This window comes from Bradyrhizobium sp. 191, assembly GCF_023100985.1.
Classification (GTDB): domain Bacteria; phylum Pseudomonadota; class Alphaproteobacteria; order Rhizobiales; family Xanthobacteraceae; genus Bradyrhizobium; species Bradyrhizobium diversitatis.
The window spans coordinates 6,947,535-6,969,758 of sequence record NZ_CP064692.1; the positions used below are offsets into that span (position 1 = coordinate 6,947,535).

General features: G+C 65.1%; 19 protein-coding genes. 15 read left to right on the forward strand and 4 right to left on the reverse strand.

All coding sequences use genetic code 11. From position 1 onward, the window contains the following. Nucleotides 1-39: 39 nt before the first annotated feature. Together IVB23_RS32565 and IVB23_RS32570 are read right to left on the reverse strand one after the other, a co-directional pair. A complete protein-coding gene (locus IVB23_RS32565; protein ID WP_247801284.1) occupies nucleotides 40-774 on the reverse strand; it encodes an SDR family oxidoreductase in 735 nt (244 codons plus the stop codon). 10 nt (nucleotides 775-784) lie between these two features. After that, nucleotides 785-1,825, reverse strand: a complete 1,041-nt coding sequence (locus tag IVB23_RS32570; protein WP_247801285.1) for a LacI family DNA-binding transcriptional regulator — start codon at nucleotides 1,823-1,825, stop codon at nucleotides 785-787. Between the two features lie 188 nt (nucleotides 1,826-2,013). Between IVB23_RS32570 and IVB23_RS32575 the strand changes: the two genes are divergently transcribed. Genes IVB23_RS32575 through IVB23_RS32610 form a run of 8 tightly spaced genes read left to right on the forward strand, consistent with a single transcriptional unit; the run spans nucleotide 2,014 to nucleotide 10,338 of the window. Next, on the forward strand, nucleotides 2,014-3,315 hold the full coding sequence (locus IVB23_RS32575) for a sugar ABC transporter substrate-binding protein (protein ID WP_197964653.1): 1,302 nt from the start codon (nucleotides 2,014-2,016) through the stop codon (nucleotides 3,313-3,315). Nucleotides 3,316-3,374: 59 nt separating this feature from the next. After that, nucleotides 3,375-4,262 (forward strand): sugar ABC transporter permease, encoded by an 888-nt coding sequence (locus IVB23_RS32580; protein WP_197964654.1) that lies wholly within the window; start codon nucleotides 3,375-3,377, stop codon nucleotides 4,260-4,262. Between the two features lie 4 nt (nucleotides 4,263-4,266). Then, entirely contained in the window at nucleotides 4,267-5,094 is an 828-nt protein-coding gene (locus tag IVB23_RS32585) for a carbohydrate ABC transporter permease (RefSeq protein ID WP_247801286.1), read from the forward strand. A gap of 5 nt (nucleotides 5,095-5,099) precedes the next feature. After that, nucleotides 5,100-6,104: a zinc-binding dehydrogenase gene (locus tag IVB23_RS32590; protein ID WP_247801287.1), complete on the forward strand. Its 1,005-nt coding sequence runs from the start codon at nucleotides 5,100-5,102 to the stop codon at nucleotides 6,102-6,104. Nucleotides 6,105-6,110: 6 nt separating this feature from the next. Next, nucleotides 6,111-7,184: a sn-glycerol-3-phosphate ABC transporter ATP-binding protein UgpC gene (gene ugpC / locus IVB23_RS32595; RefSeq protein WP_247801288.1), complete on the forward strand. Its 1,074-nt coding sequence runs from the start codon at nucleotides 6,111-6,113 to the stop codon at nucleotides 7,182-7,184. A gap of 8 nt (nucleotides 7,185-7,192) precedes the next feature. Continuing rightward, nucleotides 7,193-8,140, forward strand: coding sequence for a sugar kinase (locus IVB23_RS32600; RefSeq protein ID WP_247801289.1), 948 nt, complete (start codon nucleotides 7,193-7,195; stop codon nucleotides 8,138-8,140). After that, nucleotides 8,137-9,174 carry a tagatose 1,6-diphosphate aldolase gene (locus IVB23_RS32605; protein WP_247801290.1) on the forward strand — a complete coding sequence of 346 codons (1,038 nt, stop codon included), beginning with the start codon at nucleotides 8,137-8,139 and terminating at the stop codon, nucleotides 9,172-9,174. The genes IVB23_RS32600 and IVB23_RS32605 overlap by 4 nt, the downstream gene beginning before the upstream one ends. Before the next feature lie 39 nt (nucleotides 9,175-9,213). Continuing rightward, nucleotides 9,214-10,338, forward strand: coding sequence for a mandelate racemase/muconate lactonizing enzyme family protein (locus IVB23_RS32610; protein WP_247801291.1), 1,125 nt, complete (start codon nucleotides 9,214-9,216; stop codon nucleotides 10,336-10,338). Between the two features lie 190 nt (nucleotides 10,339-10,528). Here the strand turns inward: IVB23_RS32610 and IVB23_RS32615 are convergent, their stop codons facing one another. Continuing rightward, on the reverse strand, nucleotides 10,529-11,473 hold the full coding sequence (locus tag IVB23_RS32615; RefSeq protein WP_247801292.1) for a LysR family transcriptional regulator: 945 nt from the start codon (nucleotides 11,471-11,473) through the stop codon (nucleotides 10,529-10,531). 70 nt (nucleotides 11,474-11,543) lie between these two features. Here IVB23_RS32615 and IVB23_RS32620 point away from each other — a divergent pair, with 70 nt between their 5' ends. From IVB23_RS32620 to IVB23_RS32650, 7 genes are all read left to right on the forward strand, one after another. Continuing rightward, on the forward strand, nucleotides 11,544-12,782 hold the full coding sequence (locus IVB23_RS32620) for an FAD-dependent oxidoreductase (RefSeq protein WP_061883546.1): 1,239 nt from the start codon (nucleotides 11,544-11,546) through the stop codon (nucleotides 12,780-12,782). Further along, a complete protein-coding gene (locus IVB23_RS32625) occupies nucleotides 12,779-14,401 on the forward strand; it encodes a hydantoinase/oxoprolinase family protein (protein ID WP_061883545.1) in 1,623 nt (540 codons plus the stop codon). Before IVB23_RS32620 ends, IVB23_RS32625 begins: the two co-directional genes overlap by 4 nt. Beyond that, nucleotides 14,398-16,035: a hydantoinase B/oxoprolinase family protein gene (locus IVB23_RS32630; protein ID WP_247801293.1), complete on the forward strand. Its 1,638-nt coding sequence runs from the start codon at nucleotides 14,398-14,400 to the stop codon at nucleotides 16,033-16,035. The genes IVB23_RS32625 and IVB23_RS32630 overlap by 4 nt, the downstream gene beginning before the upstream one ends. Continuing rightward, nucleotides 16,032-17,018, forward strand: a complete 987-nt coding sequence (locus IVB23_RS32635) for a tripartite tricarboxylate transporter substrate binding protein (protein ID WP_197964664.1) — start codon at nucleotides 16,032-16,034, stop codon at nucleotides 17,016-17,018. The genes IVB23_RS32630 and IVB23_RS32635 overlap by 4 nt, the downstream gene beginning before the upstream one ends. A 443-nt stretch (nucleotides 17,019-17,461) precedes the next feature. Beyond that, nucleotides 17,462-17,896 (forward strand): cupin domain-containing protein, encoded by a 435-nt coding sequence (locus IVB23_RS32640; RefSeq protein ID WP_061883542.1) that lies wholly within the window; start codon nucleotides 17,462-17,464, stop codon nucleotides 17,894-17,896. A gap of 336 nt (nucleotides 17,897-18,232) precedes the next feature. Continuing rightward, nucleotides 18,233-19,102, forward strand: a complete 870-nt coding sequence (locus tag IVB23_RS32645; RefSeq protein ID WP_197964665.1) for a LysR family transcriptional regulator — start codon at nucleotides 18,233-18,235, stop codon at nucleotides 19,100-19,102. A gap of 7 nt (nucleotides 19,103-19,109) precedes the next feature. Then, entirely contained in the window at nucleotides 19,110-20,309 is a 1,200-nt protein-coding gene (locus tag IVB23_RS32650) for an LLM class flavin-dependent oxidoreductase (RefSeq protein ID WP_247801294.1), read from the forward strand. A gap of 236 nt (nucleotides 20,310-20,545) precedes the next feature. Here the strand turns inward: IVB23_RS32650 and IVB23_RS32655 are convergent, their stop codons facing one another. Further along, nucleotides 20,546-21,856 carry a glycosyltransferase gene (locus IVB23_RS32655; protein ID WP_247801295.1) on the reverse strand — a complete coding sequence of 437 codons (1,311 nt, stop codon included), beginning with the start codon at nucleotides 21,854-21,856 and terminating at the stop codon, nucleotides 20,546-20,548. Nucleotides 21,857-22,224 lie beyond the last annotated feature (368 nt).

Sequence of the window (22,224 nt, forward strand, 5' to 3'; positions counted from 1 at the left end):
AGTGTGGCTACGAAGAATATTGCATCCTGATCCTATGGCTCATCCGGCGAGGAACCCGCCATCCACAGCAACGACGGTTCCGGTCGCATATCGCGACGCCGGCATGCAAAGGAAAGCAACTGCGCCGGCAATCTCCTCCGGCTGTCCCCAGCGCTTGAACGCGGTGCGATCGGCGATGCGCTGGTAATGCGCGAGATCAGTACGGCCGGCGGCGTTGATCGCCGTTTCGATATAGCCGGGTGCCACCGCATTGACGCGGATGCTGTCTTCGGCCCACTTCAAGGCCAGCGCCTTGGTCAGCATCACGACGCCACCTTTGCTGGCGCAATAGGCGGGAATGCGCGGCAGCGCAAGCGTCGCATTCATCGAGGCGATGTTGACGATCGAGCCTTTAGTCTCCGCGAGCCGCGGCTGAAACGCCATGCAGGTTCGGAACGTGCCGGTGAGATTGACGTCGAGCACCTTCATGAAGGTCTCGATCTCGAATTCCTTGTCGCGCGCGAGGATCCCGGCGCAGTTGACCAGCGCATCGACGCGCTTTTGCTGCCGGGCGAAGGACGTGACGGCGGCATCATCGGTCACGTCGAGTGTCGCGAGCGTAAGGCCCGCGCGCGGCTTGAGCAGGGTGCGCGCGAGATCCGCCTCGTTGGCGCCCGTGGCCGTCACGGTCGCGCCGAGATCGCAAAACTGGTTGCTGATCGCAGCGCCAATGTCGCCGGCGCCGCCGATCACGACGGCGTGGAAGCCGGGTGCGAGGGAGAAATTCGAACTCATGGGCAGGGTCTCATTTCAGGGATTTCGGAGGCTGGGCCGTCGATTCACGTACCACCAGCGAGAAATCGATCTCGCGATGCATGATGGTCTGCTCGCCGGCAAGGCTCCGCACCAGATATTCGCCGGCGCGCTGCCAGGTTTCTCCGGTCGGAACGTGGATCGTGGTCAGGCTCGGCCGCAAATGGCGGCTCCAGTCGAGGTCGTCGAAGCCGACCACGGACAAGTCGCGCGGCACGGAGAAGCCGTCGCGCTCCGCCTCGAGCAGGACGCCGTAGGCGATGACGTCGTTGCCGCACACCACCGCCGTCGGACGGTCCTTGAGATTGAGGAGATAGCGCGCCGCCTCGCGCGCGTCGTCCAGCGTATAGGGCACCTCGACATGCCATTGCGAGGGAAGCTCGATGTCGTTCTCGGCGAGCGCGCGGCGAAAGCCGGCGACGCGGGCGCTGGCGCGGTCGTTGTTGCGCTGGAGCGCCGAGACGATCCCGATGCGGCGATGGCCGAGCTCGATCACATGCGCGGCGGCGCGATGGGCGGCGGCTTCGTTGTCGGTGCCGACGCAGGGGTAGGGCCTATCAGGCTGATAGATGCCGACGTTGATAAAGGGGACTGCATTGTCCGCGAGCAGCTTGCGCAAGCCGTCGTGATGACAATCGCCGCGCAGCACCAGGCCGTCGACGCCGCGGCTGATCAGATTGCGCGCCTGCTGCAACTCGACGTCGAGGTCGTAGCCGCTCGTGGTGAGAAACAGCATGTATCCGACCGAGGACAGATATTGCTGCAGCGAGGCGATGCCGCGCGCGAACATCGTGTTGTCGATCGTCGGCACGATCGCGCCGAGTGTGCGCGAACGCCGCGACGACAGGATCCGTGCCGGCGCATGCGGGATGTAGCCGAGCGCGTCAATGGCCTTTTCGATGCGCGCGCGCAGGGACGGGCTCACCGCATCGGGATTGTTGAGCGCGCGCGACACCGATGCCGTCGAGACGCCAGCGCGCGCCGCCACGGCGCGGATACCCTGTTTCGCAGATCTGGCGTTGGTCAGTCTCATGTAACGTTACATTGTGCGGCGCAACCCGAGCGTTAGCGGGAATGTCGCGAATCTGCCGCAGATTGTGCTGCTTGTCCATCGCTTGACACGGCGGATGCGAGGTCTATTTTGTAACCGTTTTCAGATAGTGATCAAACGTACTCAAAATGGTCCGCCAGTTTAAGGCGGTCAGCCGGGAGGAGAGTTCGATGAAGGCCAGGATGCTCGCGACCCATGTCGCGTTGCCCGTTTTCGCGATTGCCGCCGCCAGCGCGCCAGCACACGCGGCCGATTTCGACTGGATGAAATTCAAGGGCAAGACGGTCACCTTTCTCGCCAACAACAATCCGGTCGCGCAGGCGCTGCTGACCTACAAGGCCGATTTCGAGAAGCTGACCGGCATGACCCTGAAGGTCGACGCCTATCAGGAACAGCAGATGCGCCAGCGTCTGGTCACCGTCATGAACGCGAACAGCGACGAGGTCGACGTGTTCATGACGCTGCCCTCGCGCGAGGGCGAGCAGTTCGCCGCTGCCGGCTGGTACGGCGATCTCACCACGATGGCCAGGAACGAGGTTGCCAAGGACTATGATCCGAATGGATTGAGCCAGGCCTTGCTCAAGGCCGCGACCTTCAACGGCAAGCTCACCAGCATGCCGATGAACATCGAAGGTCCGATCTTCTATTACCGCACCGACATCTTCAAGAAGTGCGGCCTCGAGGCGCCGAAGACCATCAAGGACGTCGAGGCTGCCGCCGAGAAGATCAAGACCTGCGATGGCGCGGTGACGCCGTTCGTCTCGCGTGGCCTCAAGCCCGCGATCGCCTACACCTTCAGCAACATGCTGCACAATATCGGCGGCACCTACATCGCAAGCGGAAAGTCGAACCTCTGCTCCGCCAAGGGCAAGGAGGCGCTCGATACCTATAGTCGGCTGATGCGCGATTTCGGTCCGCCGGGCGTCGTCAATTACAGCTTTCAGCAGATCTCCGCGCTCTACCGCAGCGGCCGCGCGGCGATGGCGTTCGAATCCTCGAACGAACTGCGCACAGTGATGGAAGGCGGTGCGCGCCTGAAGGACACCGGCCTGCTGCCGTTCCCGGCAGGCGAGGCCGGCCAGGTGCCGACCACGATCGGCTGGGGCATGGCGGTGTCCTCGCACAGCAAGCAGCCGGAGGCAGCCTGGTACTTCGTGCAGTGGGCGACCAGCCCCGAGGTGCAGAAGAAGATGGCGCTGCAGGGCATTGCCCCGCCGCGTCCGTCGGTCGCCAAGGACCCTGAATATCGCAAGTGGATCGACGAGGAGCCGGTCCGCAAGGAATGGCAGGCCGCGCTCGACGTGCTCGCCACCAAGGGCTCCTCCGAGGTCGGCTATCCCATCGTTGCCAACCCGGAATCGCGCGAGTTCATCGGCCAGGCCGTGCAGGATCTGATCCTGAAGCAGAAGCCGGTCGAGCAGGCCTGCGCGGATGCCGACAAGGCGCTCGATGCGCTGATCGCCCGGAAGTAACGGTTTCATGCCGGCAGGCTCGCTGCCTGCCGGCACCTCATTCTCAAGGAAACGGGCGGATGTCTGACACGGCTGCGACACTCACGCAGGACCGGCAGAAGCTGGAGATGGCGGCGCTTTCGGCGCCGGCCGTGGTCTTTACAGTCGCGATGATCGCGTTTCCGGTCGTCTATACGATCTGGCTCGGCTTCCAGACGTTCTCCTCGACCGGCAAGCAATCCTTTGCGGGCCTCGCCAATTATTCGAAGCTGATCTCCGACGTCGAATTCTGGCACGGGCTGTGGATCACCATCGCGCTGTTCGTGCTGTCGCTGGCGCTGCAGCTCGTGTTCGGCGTCTGGCTGGCGCTGGTACTGTTCCACGCCAAGCGTCTGCCGGGCATCGTGCGCTCGCTGTTCATCTCGCCCTTCATGATGCCGCCGGTGGTCGCGGGCATGATGTGGCTGGTGATCCTCGATCCCTCGCTGGGCGCCGCCAACTACATCCTGCAATCCTTCGGCCTGCCGCCGTCGGACTGGCTGGCGTCGCCGACATGGGTGATTCCGACCGTCGCGCTGATCGACAGCTGGCAGTGGACGCCCTACGTCGCCCTGATCGTACTGGGCGGCCTGCAGTCGCTGCCGCCGAGCGTCTACGAGGCCGCGCAGATCGACGGCGCATCCCCGTTCAAGACCTTCCACCGCATCACGTTGCCGCTGCTGCTGCCGACCATCGTCACCGCGGCGATCCTGCGCAGCGTTGATCTCCTGCGCTTCTTCGACATCATCTACATCACCACACAGGGCGGGCCGGGCAACGCCTCGAACACGCTCAACATCTACGGCTTCCGTGTCGGCTTCGAGTTCTTCAACATCGGCTATGCCAGCGCCCTGATGCTGACGTTGACCGCGATCGTGTTCGGCGCCGTGCTCGCCTTCAACCGCCTGCGCGGCGCAGTGGCGTGGTGATGTCATGACCGATGCCACCAACACCGACCGCTGGATCCGCCGGCTCAACCTGGCGCAACTCGTGCTGGCCGGCGTGCTCATCATGGCGCCGACGGTCTGGATGGTGCTGTCCTCGTTCAAGCCGTCCTTCGAGGTCACCGCCTATCCGCCGACGCTGGTCTTCACGCCGACATTGGAGAACTATGTCGAGCTGACGAGAACCACGCCGTTCCTCAGCTATGCGCTCAACAGCCTCATCGTCACCGTGGGCTCGACCGCGCTCGGACTGCTGTTCGGCATTCCCGCTGCGTTCGCGGTCTCCTGGACGCGGATTTCCTGGCCCGCGATCCTGACGCTGGCCGCGCGCATGGCGCCGGGCACGCTGTTCCTGCTGCCATGGTACGTCATGTTCCGGCAGGTCGGCATGATCGGTTCCTCCACCGCGTTGATCCTCAGCCACGCCGTGATCACGCTGCCGATCGTGATCTGGGTCCTGCTGCCGTCCTTCGACGGCATCCCGCGCAGCGTCTTTGAAGCGGCGCAGGTGGACGGATGCAGCGTCACGCGCATCCTCTGGCGCATCGCGCTGCCGCTGGTGGCGTCGGGCGTCGCGGTCTCGGCGATCCTCGCCTTCGTATTCTCGTGGAACTACTTCCTGTTTGCGCTGGTGCTTTCCAATGGCGACACCAAGACGCTGATCGCGGCGGCCTTCAACTTCATTGGCGAGGGTTCGACGCAGTGGGGTGCGCTCATGGCGGCGGCGACGTTGATCGCATTGCCGCCGCTGGTGCTGGCGGCCCTGGTTCAGCGCTGGCTCGTGTCCGGACTGACGCTCGGCGCGGTGAAAGGCTAGGCCTCATGAATGCATTATCCCGTCCGAATTCGATCATGCAGGCCGCGGTCTTCCACGGCAACGATCGCATCACCATCGAACGCGTGCCGATGCCCGACGTCGGCAAGGACGAGGTGCTGGTGCGCGTCTCGCGCACCGCGCTGTGTGGCTCGGACTTCAAGCTCTGGCACAAGGGTGCGGAGTTCACCGCGGGCCACGAGATCTTCGGCGTGGTCGAGCAGCCGGGTCATCGCCTGCATGGCCGGCGCTGCGCCGTCTATATCCCCTTGCACTGCGACCGCTGCGCCGCCTGTCAGCGCGGCGACACCCAGATGTGCCTGGAGGTCTCCAGCCTGATCGGCTGGAACAGGCCGGGCGGCTATGCCGAATACGTGCCGGTGCCTCAAAACTGCCTGCTCCCGGTCCCCGACGACATCGAGGACAGCCTCGCGCCGTTGCTGCTCGACACCATCGGCACTTCGGGCCATGCCGTGCGCTTCGTCAGCCGCGTGGTGTCGCCGGCCGAGGCCGGACCGGTGCTCGTGATGGGGGCGGGGCCCGTCGGTCTCGGCGTCGTACTGGCGCTCCGCGCGCTCGGCTACGATGACGTCCATGTCGCCGACCCCAACGCCGCGCGCCTCAGGATCGCGCAATCCTTCGGCGCGAAGGCGCACCCGGTCGGCGATACCTCCCAGCGCTTTGCCCTCATCATGGAATGCTCGGGCGCGCATGCGGCGCGCAATCTCGGCATCGAGCTGGTCCTGCCGCGCGGCGCCTTGGTGCTGGTCGGCGAAAACGCGGCGCCCTGGACCATCGAGGAAGGCAAGGTGTTTCGCCGCAAGGATTTCTACATGATCCGGACCTTCTATTTCCCGGTCGCGGATTTCGAGCCGAATGTCGAGCTGCTGCGCAAGTACAAGGACGAGTATCGCGTCCTCGTCGATGGCGAGTTCGGCCTCTCGACACTCCCTGAGAATTTCGCCCGCTTCGCCAAAGGCGAGCTGATCAAGCCTGTGCTGGCGCTGGACTGAGCGATCATGGCCTCGATCTCGATCCGCAACCTCACCAAACGTTACGGCAATTTCACCGTGATCCCCGATCTCAATCTGGAGATCGCGGACCACGAGTTCGTCGTGTTCGTTGGCCCGTCCGGCTGCGGCAAGTCGACCTTGCTCCGCATCATCGCGGGCCTCGAGCCGATCTCGTCTGGAGACCTCTATATCGGCGACAAGCGCGTCAACGGCGTGCAGGCCGCGCAGCGCGACATCGCGATGGTATTCCAGGACTACGCGCTCTATCCGCATATGCGCGTCTACGACAACATGTCGTTCGCGCTGGAGCTGCGTGGAGTGTCCAGGGCGGAAATTGATGCGCGCGTGAGGCGCGCCGCCGCGCTTTTGCACATCGAGCCTTATCTCGACCGCAAGCCGAAGGAGCTCTCAGGCGGACAGCGCCAGCGCGTCGCCATGGGGCGCGCCATCGTGCGAAATCCCAAGGCGTTCCTGTTCGACGAGCCGCTCTCCAACCTCGACGCCAAGCTGCGCGGGCAGGTCCGCGCCGAGATCAAGGCGCTGTCGCAGGAGCTGAAGACCACCATGGTCTTCGTCACCCACGACCAGATCGAGGCCATGACCATGGCGGACCGGATCGTGGTGCTCCAGAGTGGCACGATCCAGCAATACGACACGCCCGAGACGGTCTACGAGCGGCCCGCCAACCAGTTCGTCGCCGGCTTCATCGGCTCGCCCGCGATGAATTTCTTCCCGGTCGAGTGGCGCCAGGAGCAGGCAATTCTTTCGCAAGGTGGAACGGTGGTGGCGCTGGACGACGAGACCGCAGGCCGCCTGAGCAAGGCCGGTAACGCCGTGCTCGGCATTCGCCCCGAACATTTCGCCGTCGCGACCGATGCCGCCGATGGCAACGCCATCGACGTCAAGCTGGTCGAGCCGCTCGGTTCGGACACGCTGATCCATTTCGACCTCGCCGGCGGCCCCGCCATTGCGCGGGTCGATCCAGCGTTGCGGCCGAAGGTCGGCGATCGCATCAACCTGCGTCCGCAGCCGGGCAAGACGCATCTGTTCGATGCCATCAATGGACAGGTTCTGCGGTGAGCGCGCCGGTGAACATCGGTGACCTCTCGGCGCTGGCGGACGTCGCGTCCAGCGAGAGGCCCGTGCACGTGATCTGTCTCGGGCTGTCCGCGCTCGACCAGGTCTGGCGCGTCGATCGGCCGTTCGCGGGTGGAAGCGAGAAAATCAGGGCGGTCGAGTACGGCACGCTTGGCGGCGGCATGGCTGCCAATGCTGCCGTCGCGGTGGCGAAGCTCGGCGCGTCTGTCGCGTTCTGGGGGCGGGCAGGGAACGATGCTGCCGGCCATGAGATGAAGTCGGCCTTCACCGCCGAAGGCGTCGACGTCGAGAACTTCCGGCTGTTTCCCGAAGGCCGTTCGTCGGTCTCCGGAATCATCGTCGACAACTCCGGCGAGCGCCAGATCGTCAACTTCCGCGGTCTGTATCCGGAGGCAGCCGATTGGATTCCGCTCGAAATCGTCGCGCACGCCTCTGCTGTGCTGGCCGATCCGCGCTGGGTCGAGGGCGCGGCGGCGCTGTTCCGCGAAGCGCGTGCGCGCGGCATTCCGACCGTGCTCGACGGCGACATGGCCGACGCCGAGGTGTTCGAGCGGCTGCTGCCGCTGACTGATCACGCGATCTTCTCGGAGCCCGCGCTCACAGCCTTTGCCGGATCGGCCGATGTTAAATCCCTCGCAACGCTGGCGCGCTTCGGATGCCGCGTCATCGCCGTCACGCGCGGCGAGGGCGGCGTGAGCTGGCACGAGAACGGCCAGCTGCATCGGCAGGTCGCCTATGCCGTCGACGTCGTCGATACCACGGGCGCCGGCGACGTCTTCCACGGCGCCTATACGCTTGCGATCGGCGCCGGCATCGACGTGCGCGCCGCCATGGCGTTTTCGGCGGCCACGGCCGCCATGAAATGCCGCCATGCCGGCGGCCGCAATGGAATCCCCACCATCAATGAGTGTCTTGTATTCATGAGGACGAAGCCATGAGAGCGATTGGAAAGAACCGGGGCCTGGCACGGCTTGCTGACGCGGACGGCCACTTTCGCATGGTCGCGCTGGATCAGCGGCCGCCACTGTTCGATGCCATCGCGAAAGCCAAGGGCATCACGCGGGAGCAGGTCGAGTTTTCCGACGTCACGGCGGCCAAGCGCCTCCTGGTCGAGAACCTCGCACCGCATTGCAGCTCGATGCTGTTCGATCCGAACTTTGCCGTGCCTGCCGCCATCGACCTGCTGCCGCCGCGCTGCGGCCTCATCGTGACGCTGGAAGAGCACCGCGTCGAGGAGACCGCGGGTGGCCGCAAGTCGCGCGCGATCACCAATTGGAGCGTGGAGAAGATCCGCGCCATGGGCGGCGACGCCGTCAAGGTGCTGGCCTGGTACCGGCCCGACGCCGATGCCGCCGTCAACGAGCACCAGAAGAAGTTCGTGCGCGAGATCGGCGAGGATTGCGCCCGCCACGACATTCCTTATGTGCTCGAATTGCTGGTCTATCCGTTCCTCGGCAGCGCCAATCACACTGCCGATTACGTGGAATCGCCGGGCAAGCTGCCGGGCCTCGTCATCGACAGCGTGGGCGAGTTCGCGAAGCCCGAATACGGCGTCGATCTCCTCAAGCTGGAGAGCCCGCTTGCGGCAGGCAGCCTGCCGGCACGTGACGGCAGCGCCGAGGCGAAGGCCGCGCAGAAGGAGTTCAATGCGATCGGCGATATCTGCCGCGCGCGCAACATTCCCTGGGTGTTGCTCTCGGGCGGCGCCGCGCCGGAGAAGTTCGAGCGCGTGCTCGACTATTCCTATGCCGCAGGCGCAAGCGGCTTCCTCGCTGGTCGGACCATCTGGCTCGATGCCGTCCTCAAGAACTTCCCGGACCGCGCGGCAGTCTCGGCGAGCCTGAGCAAGGATGGTCTCCACGTGCTGGAACGGCTCAACGAGCTGACCACAGCCAAGGGCACGCCCTGGAAGCCCCGCTTTCCGGTCTTTACCGATATCAAGCTGGAAGGTGACTTCGCACGCGCCTACTAGGATGGTAGCGGTCCGGCGTGGTCTTGCAGGAATTGCAACATGACTGACAGCTTCACCATCCGTTCGATCGAAGCGTTCTGCTATCGCTATCCGCTGGCAATGCCGGTGGTGACCTCTTTCGGCAAGATGCTCAACCGTCCCGCCGTCTTCGTTCGCGCTGTCGACGAAGACGGCGTCGAGGGATGGGGTGAAGCCTGGTGCAACTTTCCAGCGCCAGGCGCGGAGCATCGCGCCCGGCTCATCAACGAGGTGCTTGCGCCCGCGCTCATCGGGCGCAAATTCGATGGTCCCACTCAGGCTTTCGAGACCCTGACCAAGGCCATCGAGGTGCTGGTGATTCAATGCGGCGAGCCCGGTCCATTTGCGCAGGCGATTTCGGGCATCGATCTTGCGCTGTGGGATGTCTGCGCACGGCGTCGGCGGTTGCCGCTATGGCGGCTGCTCGGCGGACAGTCCGGCAAGATCAAGGTCTACGCCAGCGGCATCAATCCCGCCGGCGCGGCGCAGACGGCGGAAGCCGCGCTCAAGCGCGGCCATTGCGCGCTGAAGCTGAAGGTCGGGTTCGGCGCCGAAACCGATATTGCCAATTTGGCCGCGCTGCGTGGGATCCTCGGCGCCGGCATGCTTGCCGCCGATGCCAATCAGGGCTGGCCAGTCAGGCAGGCGATCGAGATGCTGCCGCGGCTTGCCCAGTTCGATCTACGCTGGCTGGAGGAGCCGATTCGGGCCGATCGCCCGCGCGCGGAATGGCGCAGGCTGCACGCCGCAGCGAAGATGCCGATTGCCGCCGGCGAAAACATTTCGAGTGTCGAGGGCTTCAAGGAGGTTCTCGCCGACGACGTGCTCGGTGTGGTTCAGCCCGATATTGCGAAATGGGGCGGGCTGAGCGTGTGCGGTCCACTGGCCCGCGACATTCTGAAGGCGGGCAAGACGTTCTGTCCGCACTATCTCGGCGGAGGCCTGGGCTTGCTTGCGTCCGCGCATCTCCTCGCCGGCATCGGCGGGCATGGCTGGCTGGAGGTTGACGTCAACGACAACCCGTTGCGCGATCTCTGTTGCGGCCCGGTTCTTGGCGTGAGGGAGGGCGCGGTTGAGTTGGATCAAGAGCCGGGGCTCGGAATAGCGCCCGAGCTCTCACGTATCGAGCGCTATCGCAGCATCTAAGCCGGCGACCGTTCGTCATCATTGGCGTCTGCTGCCGGCACTTCCGGAAGGTGCCAGACGCGCATGGCCTGTCGGATCGTCAGGAAAAAGGGTGGCTCGGCGACACGGCGGCCTGATTATGCGCTCGTCCGACGTGGGACTTCCATGGCCACGCCGGGAGCCGTGCGCTCGCAAGTTAGTGTGCACGGATTCACCCACCGCTGCGTGCCGCGCGTTGGCGCAGCAGCTTGGCGAACGCCTCCGCAGGCGGTGAGAGCACGAGCCCGCGTCGTTGATATATGTAGTAGCGGCGGCGGATTTCCGGAGCGCGCAGCTTGATGAAACGCACGTCGAAATTCGGCGCGAACAGCCGTCCGTAGTCGGGAACGGCCGCCAGGCCGGTGCCGACGCCCACCAACGCCAAAGCGGTGGTCAGATATTTGACCTCGACGGCGGTCTGCATGGAGAGCGAGCTATCGTGCGCCTGCAGCAGGCTCTCCAGGTGCCGGTTGAACTCACTGGAATAGATGACCCAGCGCTCGTCGCGCAGTTTTTTCCACGAGACGGCGCGTTGCTGCGCCAGCGGGTGCTGTGCTGAGCAGACCACTCGGATCGGCACATCCATCAGGAATGTGCTGGTGACGTCCTCGCCGGTGGCGCGCTCCGGGCCAACGCCCAGTTCCGCCTCGCCCCGGCGCACCGTGCTCACCACCTCGTCCGCCATCGCGTCGGTCACGCGCAGGCCGACATCCGGATGGGCTTGCTCGAACTCGCCCAGCACTGCGGCCACCCATGTGCATGCCAGCATCTGCGGCGCCACCACGCGCAACAGGCCGGTGCGAAGGGAGCGAAGGTCCGAAGCGCCCTCCGCGATCTGTTGCACGTCATCCAGGATGCGGCGCGCCAGGGGGAGCAATTGCTGGCCGGCCGCCGTCAACAACACGACCGCGCCGCGGTCGAACAGTTTCAGCCCGAGGGTCTCCTCGAGTTGCTGAACCAGCATACTGACTGCCGACTGCGTCAGATTGATCTGTCGCGCCGCCGCCGTGAAGCTGCCCGCTCGAGCGACCGCGGCAAAGGCGCGCATCTGGCGCAGGCTGAGAGTGGAGAGAATGGCGGGCCGCATCACATGTCCTCGCTCGAACGGATCGATCATCAGGAAACCTGATGATCATATTAAAAGAATTGGCTTGTGTGATGGGGGAATTATTTTTCAGAATTCCCGCATGCACATTGTCGTCATAGGAACGGGAATCGTCGGCGCTTGCACTGCGGCGTGGCTGCAGCGCGACGGCCACGCGGTGACCTTCGTCGACCCGCTGGACGCGGGCGAGGCCTGCTCCTTCGGCAATGCCGGCTCGCTCTCGCCCAGCGCCTGCCTGCCGGTCGGCATGCCAGGCATGTGGAAGAAGGTCCCGCGCTGGCTGCTGGACCCATTGGGACCGCTGACGGTGCGTTGGGCCTATGCCCCGCTCGTGGCGCCATGGCTGCTGCGACTGCTGCGTCATTCATCACGCGAAGAGGTGACCCGCATCGCCACCGCGTTACGTTCGCTGCTGGCGCCTATCTTCGACTGCTATGATCCGCTGCTCGTCCATGCCGATGCCCGGGAGTTGGTGCGGCGTAGCGGCTGCCTGTACGTCTTTTCCTCTCGCGAGACAGCGGCGCAGTGGGCCTGGGGCATGAATCTGCGGCGATCGCTGGGCGTGCGGATGCGGGACGTGGAGCAGGACGAGCTGGAAAGTCTCGAGCCTGACCTCAAGGGACGTTTTCGGTTCGGTATTCTGGCGCCCGATAACGGCTCCACGTCCGATCCATCTGCCCTCGTCAAGGCGATCTACAATCGCTGCATCGGCGATGGCGCGCGTCACGTCCGCGACCGCGTCCGTGGTTTCGAGCGGCAGGGCCGGCGCGTCACGGCAGTGCTGTTGGAGCAGGGCGAGCCGCTGGCAGCGGACGGCGTGGTGGTGGCAGCCGGGGCCTGGTCGGGCGCATTGGCGACACAGCTCGACAGCCCGGTGATGCTGGAGACGCAGCGCGGTTACCACGTCACCGTGCAGAGCTCGAATCTGGCTCTGCGCCACACCGTGATGGCGGTGGAGCACAATCTGATGGTCAACCCGATGGCCATGGGTCTGCGGCTGGCCGGTACGGTGGAATTCGCCGGCTTGAAAGCGCCACCCAACATGGCGCGTGCCGATGCCCTGCTTCGTCAGGGACAGCAGTTATTCCCGCACCTGGACACATCGTCCTTCACGCGCTGGATGGGTCATCGTCCCTGTCTTCCCGATAGTCTTCCCGTGGTCGGTCCGGTCCGCGCGGCCGACAACGCTTGGCTCGCCTTCGGCCATGGCCATATGGGCATGTGCATGGGCGCGGCGACCGGCCGCGAGATTGCGCATCTGGTGGCCGGACGACCGACGCAGGTGGACCTGACGCCGTTTTCGCCGGAGCGCTTCCGTTGAACGCGTCCTGGTCACTCGCGGTGGACATGGGTGGCACCTTCATCGATGTGGTGGCCTTGCGGAGTGACGGGCACGTTGCATCGCTCAAACATCCGCGCGCCGGACGCCGGCTGGCGGAGCCGGTCGTCGAGGCACTCGATCAGTTGTGCGCGCAGGCGGGCATCGGGGCAGACGACGTCGGCCGCGTCGTGCACGGCTCCACCGTCATCACCAATCTGCTGCTGGAGCTGAACGAACCGCCGGTGGCCCTTGTCCTGACGCGCGGCATGCGCGACGTACCGGTCCTGGCGCGCCAGGATCGCAAGGAACTGTATGAGCCGGTGATCATGCCGGCCGTGCCCGAAGCAAAGCTGTTTCCGGAGCCGCTGCGTTTCGAGATCGGCGGGCGCATCGATGCCGAGGGGCGCGAGGTGGAGCCGCTCGACCTGTCGGCCGTGGACGCCATTGCGGATGCAGTGAGCGACGCCGGCGTGCGCGCGCTGGCGGTCGGTCTGTTGTTCTCGCACCGCAATCCGACCCATGAGCACGCGCTGCGTGCGGCGCTGCATGCGCGCCTTCCGAGCTTGCACATTTCACTGTCCAGCGAAGTCGATCCGCAACCGCGGGAATTCGAACGCTGGCTGACTACGGCGCTGGACGCCTATGCCAAACCGCTGGCAGCGAGTTACCTGCACGCGCTGGCCGACGCATTGAAGGTGCGTGGCTTGCCGCCGTTGCGCCTGATGCGATCGGCCGGCGGCACTGCGCCCTGGCATGATCTCGCCGAGCAGCCGATCGGCCTTGCCATGTCCGGTCCCTGCGCGGCGCTGCAGGGCGTGGCCGCCGGCCTCGCAGCCTCCGATCCCGCGATCGTTCTGGATATCGGAGGCACCAGCGCCGACATCAGCATTCTGCTCGACGGCAGGCCAACCTTTACCGATGCGCTGGAATGCGGCGGCTTGCCGATCCGTCAGCGCTGCGCGGATATCGCCTCCATCGGCATCGGGGGTGGCAGCGTGGTGTCGGTGCTGCCGGGTGGCGCGCTTCGCCTGGGGCCGCGCTCGCAAGGAGCCTGGCCAGGACCGGCCGCCTTTGGTCTCGGCGGTGACTTGCCGACGCTGAGCGATGCACTGTGCGTCCTGGACCGCTTGCCGCCCCGGCTGGCCGGCGGGATCGTGCTGGACCGCGCCGCCGCGGAGGCCGCGCTTGGCGGCGTGGCCGGCGCGCTCGGCTTGTCGGTGCTTCGAACCGCTGAAGCCGTCGTGGGCGCGGCCGCCGCCGGGATGGCGGAGGCGCTCAAGACCCACGCCTTTCAGCGCAACCTGGATCCGGCGGATGCGGTGCTCGTCGCCATCGGCGGCGGCGGCGCGCAGCATGCGGCCGAGATTGCCGAACTGGCCGGTATGCGCTGCGTGCTGGTGATGCCGCACGCCGGCGTGATGGCGGCGCTGGGCATGCTCTACAGTCCGGACGAGGGCGACGTCAGCCTGGCGGCGAGCGAAAGCCCGTGGGATTCGCTGCCGCCGCAAGGCGAGGGGCCGCATTCTCTGTTCGCGCCGATGACAACCGTCTTTGTGCCGGCGGGCTGGTCGTGGCGGGTGACGCCGGACCAGGCGCTGGCGCTGGAGGCGAAGGCATGATGCCGCGCGCGCACGACGTCCCGCCTGATCCGGTCATCGCCCTGCGCATGGAGCCGCTGCGTCTGGCGCTGCAAGGCACGGCCGACCGCATGCAGCATGGCATGATGCGCGCCGCCGTGTCGTCCATCGCCCGCGAGAGCGGCGACTGTGCCGCGGCGCTGTTCCTGCCGGACGGACGCTTGCTCGCCCAGGCGCGCTCGCTGCCGTTGTTGCTGGGCTCGCTGATTCCGGCCGTTGCCGGTGTGCTCGCACGCTTTCCGCTCGCAACGATGTCCGAGGGCGACGCCTATCTGCTCAACGACCCCTGGTCCGGCGGCACGCATCTGCCGGACCTGGCTCTGGTCCATCCGGTCTTCCACGATGGCGAGGTGATCGCCTTCGCCGCCGCCAATTTGCACCATCAGGATGTCGGGGGCATGGCCGCCGGCTCCATTCCGCCTGATGCAACCGAAGTGTACCAGGAAGGCCTGCGCCTGCCGCCGGTGCGCTGGCGCAGCGCCGAAGGCGTGCAGCCCGATATCGACGCCATCCTGGCCGCCAACTCCCGCACGCCTGACAACCTGCGCGGCGACCTGGAAGCGCAGTGGATCGCGCTGACGCAAGGCGCGCGCGAACTGAAGCAGATCGCGCGTCACACCGGACCTCGTTTTGCCGACGTCTGCGATGCCCTGATTGCGCAGACTGAATGCATGACCCGCGCCGCCCTTGCGGCCGCGCCCGACGGCGAATGGACCTGGCGTGATCAACTCGACGGCGACGGCATCGACACCGCCCCGGTTTCCATCGCGGTGAGCTTGCGCAAGCAGGGTGACACACTGGTCATCGACTTCGAGGGGACCGCGCCGCAGGTGAGGGGGCCGCTCAATGCATCGCCGGCGGCGATGCTGTCGGCGGCTCTGTTCTTCATGCGGACGCTGGCACCGGATGCACCCAATAACGCCGGTTGCCTTGCGCCACTGACGCTGAAGCTGCCACCCGGCAGCCTGGTCAATCCGGCGCTGCCGGCGGCGGTCAATGCGCGCACGGCGACCGTGAAGCTGGCGTGCAACGCGATTCTCGGAGCCTGGTCACAGTCGGCAGGCGGGATGGGCGTGGCGCCGCACGCCGGGGTAGCCACCGTCCTCGCGCTCAGCGGCACGCGGGCGGACGGGCGGCGCTGGATGTTCACCGAGATCATTGCCAGCGGCGCCGGCGCCAGCGTCCACGCGCCCGGCCGCGCCGGTGTCTCCACCGACGTCGGCAATGCGCGCAATACCCCCGTGGAGGTGATCGAGACCGAAGCGCCGCTGAGGGTGGAATGCTACGAGATCCGCCGCGGCAGCGGCGGCGGCGGTCTGCAATGTGGCGGCGACGGCGTGCGGCGCGCCTATCGGCTGCTCGAAGGCCAGGGGTGGATCGCCTATCGCGGCGAGCGCCATGTCGGCCGTGCGCGCGGTGCTCGAGGCGGCGGGGCCGGCGCAACGTCGATGGCCCGGGTCTTGCGTGTGGACGGAGCGATCGAGCTCTTGCCTGCGCGCGCCCGCATCGCGTGGTCCGCCGGCGACCTGCTGATCATTGAAACCGCTGGCGGCGGCGGCTGGGGTCGTCTCGCTCCAATTGAATCCGCCAATCCACCCGCAAGGAGTTGCCCATGATCCGTTTCCCGATGTCGCGCTGTGCGACGCTGGCGTTGGCCAGCTTCGCGATGCTCATGCCTGCACTGGCCAATGCGCAATCAACCTACCCGAACAAGCCGATCCACATCGTGGTGCCGTTCGCGCCTGGCGGCAGCACCGACGTGCTGGCGCGGCGTGTGGGAGAAAAACTCGCCGCGGCGTGGGGACAGCCGGTGGTGGTCGACAACCGCCCCGGCGCCGGCGGCGCCCTGGGCGCCGACTTCGTGGCCAAATCCGCACCCGACGGCTACAACCTGTTGGCGGGGGTGACCGGCAGCAACGCCATCGCGCAGGCGCTGTATCCGAAGTTGCCCTATAACGTGATCAACGACTTCGCACCCGTGTCGATGATGGTGAACTCGCCGCTGGTGCTGGCCGTCAATCCCGACGTCAAGGCGAACACGCCGGCCGAGTTTCTCGCCCTGGCCAAGTCGAAACCGGGCGAGCTGAGTTACGGCTCGGCCGGCAACGGCACGTCGATGCATCTCACCGGCGAGATGTACAAGCAGGCGACCGATGTTTCGATGGTGCACGTTCCCTATCGCGGAAGCGCGGCCATGCTCACCGATCTCATGGGCGGTCAAATCCAGGTCACGTTCGGCGACGTCCTGGTGCTGATGCCGCAGATCCAGGCCGGAAAGATTCGCGCGCTGGCCGTCACCTCGAAAATCAGGCACCCCCTGCTGCCGGACGTGCCGACGCTGGATGAATCGGGACTGAAGGGTTTCGAGGCGCTGTCATGGCAAGGCCTGTTTGCGCCGGTCGGCACGCCGCCCGAGGTGGTCGAGAAGCTGAGCGCGGAAGTGAACAAGGCCATGCAGTCTCCCGACATCAAGGATTACTTTGCGGCGCAGGGCTTCATCGTCCAGGGCTCGACCCCTGAGGCCTTCAGGGCCTTTGTCGCGAGCGAGGTGCAGAAGTGGACGCCGATCGTGAAGAATTCGGGTGCCCAGGTGAATTGAGCTGGCGCCGCCGGCGCGGTGCCAATTGGAATTCGCCCGCGGCAAAGGACTTTCGACCTTGTCCCTTCGCTTGCTGAGGTCGGTGCAATGGGTCGTCCGGTGGCATCAGCCTGCGGGGCGCACCATTGCCTCGCGGGAATGCCGTCGGGCAAGGAGAACGGAGGGTCGCTCGGCTCACTCGCGAATAGCAATCCGCAATGCACCGCAGCTTTAGACTGAGGGTCGGACGCCCGACGACTGATGGCCGGCACGGTCCTACCCCTCCGCCGCGAGGGGCGCGTGGTGCCGTGGATCTGGCACGTGCGGTTCTGAGATTGCGACATCATCCCAATGCGGGCGATTGGCGATTGTCTTGGCCGGTCTGTCCAGAGGCTTGGGCTATGCGCGATGCTCCGGAGCGACGAAGTATGAACCGACGCCCACTCGAGCCTCGGAGACCGACAATGGAAGCTGGCATCGCAACCACATTCGAGCAGACTGATTTCGCGGGGATCAGCACCAGGATCATCAATTCCAGCACAAGCCCGTTCACGATTCTGGACATGACGATCAAGCCAGGCTTCGGCGCACCGGCTCATATTTCCGCATCCGAGGATAAGCTGTTCGTCGTTCTCGAGGGAACGCTGAAATATCTCATCGGCGACCAGACCGAGGTCGTGGAGCCCGGGGCACGCGTGCAGGTTCCGAAAGGCATGATTCATGGGTTCACGAATGTCGGCTCCCGTGATGCGCGCCACATCTTGATCTCGACACCGCGAAAGCACGAGGAATTCTTTCGCGATCTCCGCGACATCCCCGAACCACGGGAGCAGAATATGAATCTCCTGCCCGGTATCGCCCAACGGCACGATCAAATGATCGTCGGACCCTTGCCATAGCGTGCGCGCCTTGCGGCACCCGGGTTCTGAAGGGCCATGTCGACCCGCAAATCGAGCGAGGAGACGGGTCGAAGGAGGTCCCCGATCCCCGGATGTCTCATCCCTGACCGTGACCAACCCATCTTCCTGCGGGCGTTCGTAAAAACGAGGATGTGAAGAAGGGGACAGCGCCCGATATCGTACTATCGCGCGATAGATGCGGACTCTCAAACACTCCCGATCCCGCCCATCCATACTTGGGGATGGTCGCCGGAGCGCTCATGGCTGGCTTCCGGAGGCGGCACGCCATTTCGCCCGTGATCCTATCAAGGATCACGGCTCGCTGAGGGCGCGCTGATGGATCTCAACGCGCTCAAGACATTCATTGAAGTTGTTCGCGCGGGCAGCTTCTCCGGAGCCGCACGCCGGACAGGGATGCCGCGGTCTTCCGTGAGCCTGCGCATTCGCAATCTCGAGAGCTCGCTGGGCGTTCGCCTCTTCAAACGGTCGACACGCGCCTTCGCTCTGACCGCCGAAGGGCAGGATCTGTATCAGCGATCGGAGGGCGCCCTGGCGTCCCTGGCCGATACACTCGCCGATCTGAAGCAGGTCGGACCATCTCATGCAGGCGAGATCCGCATGACGCTGCCTGCGGACTTTCCAGCAAAGATCGTTGCCCCGGCTATCTCGGAATTCTGCGCGGCATATCCGAAGGTGCGGGTCAATGTGGTTCCGACCAACGCGGTGCTCGACCTCGTCTCCGAGAATGTCGATGTCGCACTGCGGATCGGTGCCGCCAATCCCCAGGACGCCGTCGTGCGGGGGGCGCTCGACATGGAACTGGGCTTTTATGCGAGCGCCGATTATATGCGCCGTCACGGTGCTCCGGCGAGCATCGCCAGGGCAACGCGGCTGATCGGTCCACAGCAGCCGGAACTGCGCCGCCTTTTCGAACAGTGCCTCGATGGCGGGGTCCTGCCTCAGTTCCACGTTACGGTCGACAGTTTCACGTTCATCCGCGAACTGGTGCTGCTCGGTCAGGGCATCGGCCTCCTGCCCGGGTCGCTATGCAGAACGGCGTTGGCGTCCGGCGCTCTCGTGAAGGCCTTCCCCGTTTCGGCTTCGGTCAGACTCCAACTCACCTATCCCTCGCGCGCCGACATCTCCTCGAAGGTGAAGGTGTTCGCAGAGATACTTGCCCGTCATCTGAAAGCGGCCGTCGCCTGAGCGCCGATTGGCGATCTTGCTGGCCGTTCTGTCCAGAAGCGCAGGCTATGCGCTGCGCGTCTTTACGACAGAATATCGGCTGAGCACCCGGGCCCTGGAGATCGCGGCCAGTGAAGGCGTCGTCACGACGCCGCTTCATTGGCAGCCCCATGGCCGAAGGATCGGGCCGGACAACACAAAGGGATTCATGATGGACAGATCGCTTCCGATCTCGATGCTCGATTTTTCTCCGAAGTACAATGGCGACGGTACGCGTCAAGCTCTGGCCCGCACTGTCGAGCGAGCGCAGCATGCGGAGGCGTTGGGCTATCGACGCTTCTGGTTCACCGAGCATCACAACGTGCCGCGGCTGACCAATGCGGCGCCACCTATCGTGCTTGCTCATGTTGCGAGCCGTACGCGATCGATCCGCGTCGGCTCTGGCGGCGCAATGTTGCCCAACTATTCGCCCCTTCTGATTGCCGAACAATTCGGAACATTGGCGGCGCTACATCCCGGCCGGATCGATCTCGGAATCGGACGCGCAACGGGCGGACCAGGGTCGGACGCTGACACGCTCCGGATGCTACGCAAGGCGCCCGATGCGCGCATGCGTTTTGACGCTGACCTCGACGAATTGTTGGCGCTCCTGCGCGAGCCGCAATCGGGCGATAGTCCACATGCACCTGGGCGCGGCCTCGATGTACCCGTCTGGTTGCTGGGGTCTTCAACGGCCTCGGCGACAATGGCGGGCAAGCTCGGCTTGCCGTTCTCCTACGGGACCCATATCGCGCCCGATGATCTGATTCCTGCCATGCAGGCGTATCGCACGCATTTCCGGCCGGGCGCCACAATGCGATCTCCGCATGCGATGGTGTCGGCCTTTATCATCGCGGCAGACACGGATGCAGAAGCGGAGGAAATGATGGCTGGCGTCCGGCCGATCCTGGTGCAATGGTTTCGCAAGAAGCTGCCGGCATCGGCGACGGACGCGATTGCGGCGCCCGTCGCAGCCATGCCCGACCGCTTATCCTACGCCATCGTTGGCGGACCGGAAACGGTGCGTTCCGGTATCCAGGCGATGATCAGGAGAACGCAGGCAGACGAACTCATGATCATCACGTTCATCCAGGACACCGCCGCGGCCCATCGCTCCTATCAGATCGTCGCCAGTGTCTGCCAGGATATCGATAGAGGAGCGGCTGACGAACCCATTCAGCCGGGGTAATCGCCAGAATGTAGGTCTCATTTCGCATCTGCCGCCCGCGCCGGATCGTCGAAAACGCAGCCAATCTCCCCGGCATTGGTCGTCAGCGGCCGTCGGTCCCGCTTCAAAATGCGCGCAAGGTCGGGAGGCGCTTTCGTTTGGCGATGCCCGCGCGCTCTTGCGAACGCTCGGAGCATTTCGCGGCGTCGGTCAGCGGCACCGGGCCGATCATGGACGGGCCGCCGCATCGAGGTTCGTCAGGCGCGACGAGACGCCGTCGTTGCAGGGGACGGCCGTCTCATTCGGCGGCCGGCGGCGGCGATGGTCTCCATCTCGTCGACGAGGCAGGACCGATCGATATCGACCTTGATGGCCTCGCCGAGGAAGCGAGCCGTCGTCGTGAATTGCGGCTCGGTGATCAGCCGGTCCACTGCCGCGGCGATTTCCATCTCCGAGGCCGTTGGCGGCAATCGAAGCCCGGCGCCCCTGGCCTCGACCCGCGCCGCGTTCGCGGCCTGATCCCGCCCCATCGGAAGAGCGAGCTGCGGCAAGCCGTTGAGGAGCGAACGGGTGACGGTTCCGTGGCCGCCTTGCGACACCACGGCAGAAACGTCTTTCATGATCAGGTCATGGGGAGCGCCGCTGATCAATTGCACATTCTGTGGAGCCCGCAGATCTGTAACCTTCAGATTGGGGCCAGTGGTCGTGATGGCATCGATCTCGAGCATGCCCATCGCGTTGACGACGCGTTGAAACAGATCGCGCTGGCCTTGAGCGCCGGTGCTGCAAGCGATCAAGACGCGGCGGCGCCCCGATCGCATGGACGATGCTGGCCAGGTGGCGGCCTGCCGCGAATTGGGTTGCGTGGCCTTGGACCAGTTCGGCACGTCGAGCAGCGGCCCGACATACCGAAAATTGTACGGCAGAGCATCAGCCTGAAAGTCGAACGCCCGACTGGTTGCGAGCAGAAGCCGGTCGGCCCGATCGAACAGGTGCATGACATCCGCGAGCGGGGCGAGTCCCAGATCGACGCGGGCCCGGTTGAGAAGAGGGAGAAACGAATTCAGCATCTGCGATACGGCGGCATTGGCCACGTCAACTTCGGCACGCTCTTGCGGAGTTTTCGGTTGGCCCAACCCGCTCGTGGCCGGCGGCATTCCCGGCAGGGTGCGCAGGCTGACATGGGGGGATAAAAGAGCGAGGGGCACATCCGATGCCTCCGCTCCGAGCGCGGCGCCGAACAATACGTCCAAGCTGAGAACCGCATCCGTCGGCCCGCGGCGAATTTCGTCCCGGATATCGGCCGCATAGGCTGAGCAGGGGTCGAATACGACGCGGCGTATCCATTGCGACACGTCCGAGAGATCTGTCGGATCGGCGGCCTTGCCCGTCGGGGCGCGGCGCCATGTCACGAATTCGAAGTCGGCGCTCTCCACTTCGGCACGCATTGCCGGATCCGCCATCACCCGGACATGATGACCATTCCGGCGCAGTTTCCGTCCCGCAGTCAGGAGAGGAGAGAGGTTTCCCAATGTGCCCCACGATGCCAGCAGAAAATGGTATAACATTCCAGAAGCCTCATCAGGTCGCGAAACTCACTGACGCAATCGTTCCTTTCGCGACCGGAGCAGGCGATGGGACAATTGCGTGACCGCGGGTGTAGCCGCGCTGGCCACGCCAACGATGGGGCAATGCTGCTACCGAATGATGTCTAGTCGAGACGAAATGGTTACCTCTGTAAGAATGGCACGCGCGATCATGTGCAACGTTCCCGGCGGCCATCGCCTCGGCGATCGCTGTCACAGCTTCGTGCGAATTAATTGATCCGCATGGCTGCTCCTGTAGGGGAAACCAGGGCATTGAGCGCGCCGAAGCCAGATGTTTTTCACGCGAGCGCAAGCGGCTTGTCACGAGCCGCCTTTAGGCATGATCAGCG

What these genes read in the sequence shown, in the direction of transcription:
- IVB23_RS32565 (WP_247801284.1), bottom strand. Translation starts at nt 774, where the DNA reads ATGAGTTCGAATTTCTCCCTCGCACCCGGCTTCCACGCCGTCGTGATC.
- IVB23_RS32570 (WP_247801285.1), bottom strand. Translation starts at nt 1,825, where the DNA reads ATGAGACTGACCAACGCCAGATCTGCGAAACAGGGTATCCGCGCCGTG.
- IVB23_RS32575 (WP_197964653.1), top strand. Translation starts at nt 2,014, where the DNA reads ATGAAGGCCAGGATGCTCGCGACCCATGTCGCGTTGCCCGTTTTCGCG.
- IVB23_RS32580 (WP_197964654.1), top strand. Translation starts at nt 3,375, where the DNA reads ATGTCTGACACGGCTGCGACACTCACGCAGGACCGGCAGAAGCTGGAG.
- IVB23_RS32585 (WP_247801286.1), top strand. Translation starts at nt 4,267, where the DNA reads ATGACCGATGCCACCAACACCGACCGCTGGATCCGCCGGCTCAACCTG.
- IVB23_RS32590 (WP_247801287.1), top strand. Translation starts at nt 5,100, where the DNA reads ATGAATGCATTATCCCGTCCGAATTCGATCATGCAGGCCGCGGTCTTC.
- ugpC (WP_247801288.1), top strand. Translation starts at nt 6,111, where the DNA reads ATGGCCTCGATCTCGATCCGCAACCTCACCAAACGTTACGGCAATTTC.
- IVB23_RS32605 (WP_247801290.1), top strand. Translation starts at nt 8,137, where the DNA reads ATGAGAGCGATTGGAAAGAACCGGGGCCTGGCACGGCTTGCTGACGCG.
- IVB23_RS32610 (WP_247801291.1), top strand. Translation starts at nt 9,214, where the DNA reads ATGACTGACAGCTTCACCATCCGTTCGATCGAAGCGTTCTGCTATCGC.
- IVB23_RS32615 (WP_247801292.1), bottom strand. Translation starts at nt 11,473, where the DNA reads ATGATCGATCCGTTCGAGCGAGGACATGTGATGCGGCCCGCCATTCTC.
- IVB23_RS32620 (WP_061883546.1), top strand. Translation starts at nt 11,544, where the DNA reads ATGCACATTGTCGTCATAGGAACGGGAATCGTCGGCGCTTGCACTGCG.
- IVB23_RS32630 (WP_247801293.1), top strand. Translation starts at nt 14,398, where the DNA reads ATGATGCCGCGCGCGCACGACGTCCCGCCTGATCCGGTCATCGCCCTG.
- IVB23_RS32635 (WP_197964664.1), top strand. Translation starts at nt 16,032, where the DNA reads ATGATCCGTTTCCCGATGTCGCGCTGTGCGACGCTGGCGTTGGCCAGC.
- IVB23_RS32640 (WP_061883542.1), top strand. Translation starts at nt 17,462, where the DNA reads ATGGAAGCTGGCATCGCAACCACATTCGAGCAGACTGATTTCGCGGGG.
- IVB23_RS32645 (WP_197964665.1), top strand. Translation starts at nt 18,233, where the DNA reads ATGGATCTCAACGCGCTCAAGACATTCATTGAAGTTGTTCGCGCGGGC.
- IVB23_RS32655 (WP_247801295.1), bottom strand. Translation starts at nt 21,856, where the DNA reads ATGTTATACCATTTTCTGCTGGCATCGTGGGGCACATTGGGAAACCTC.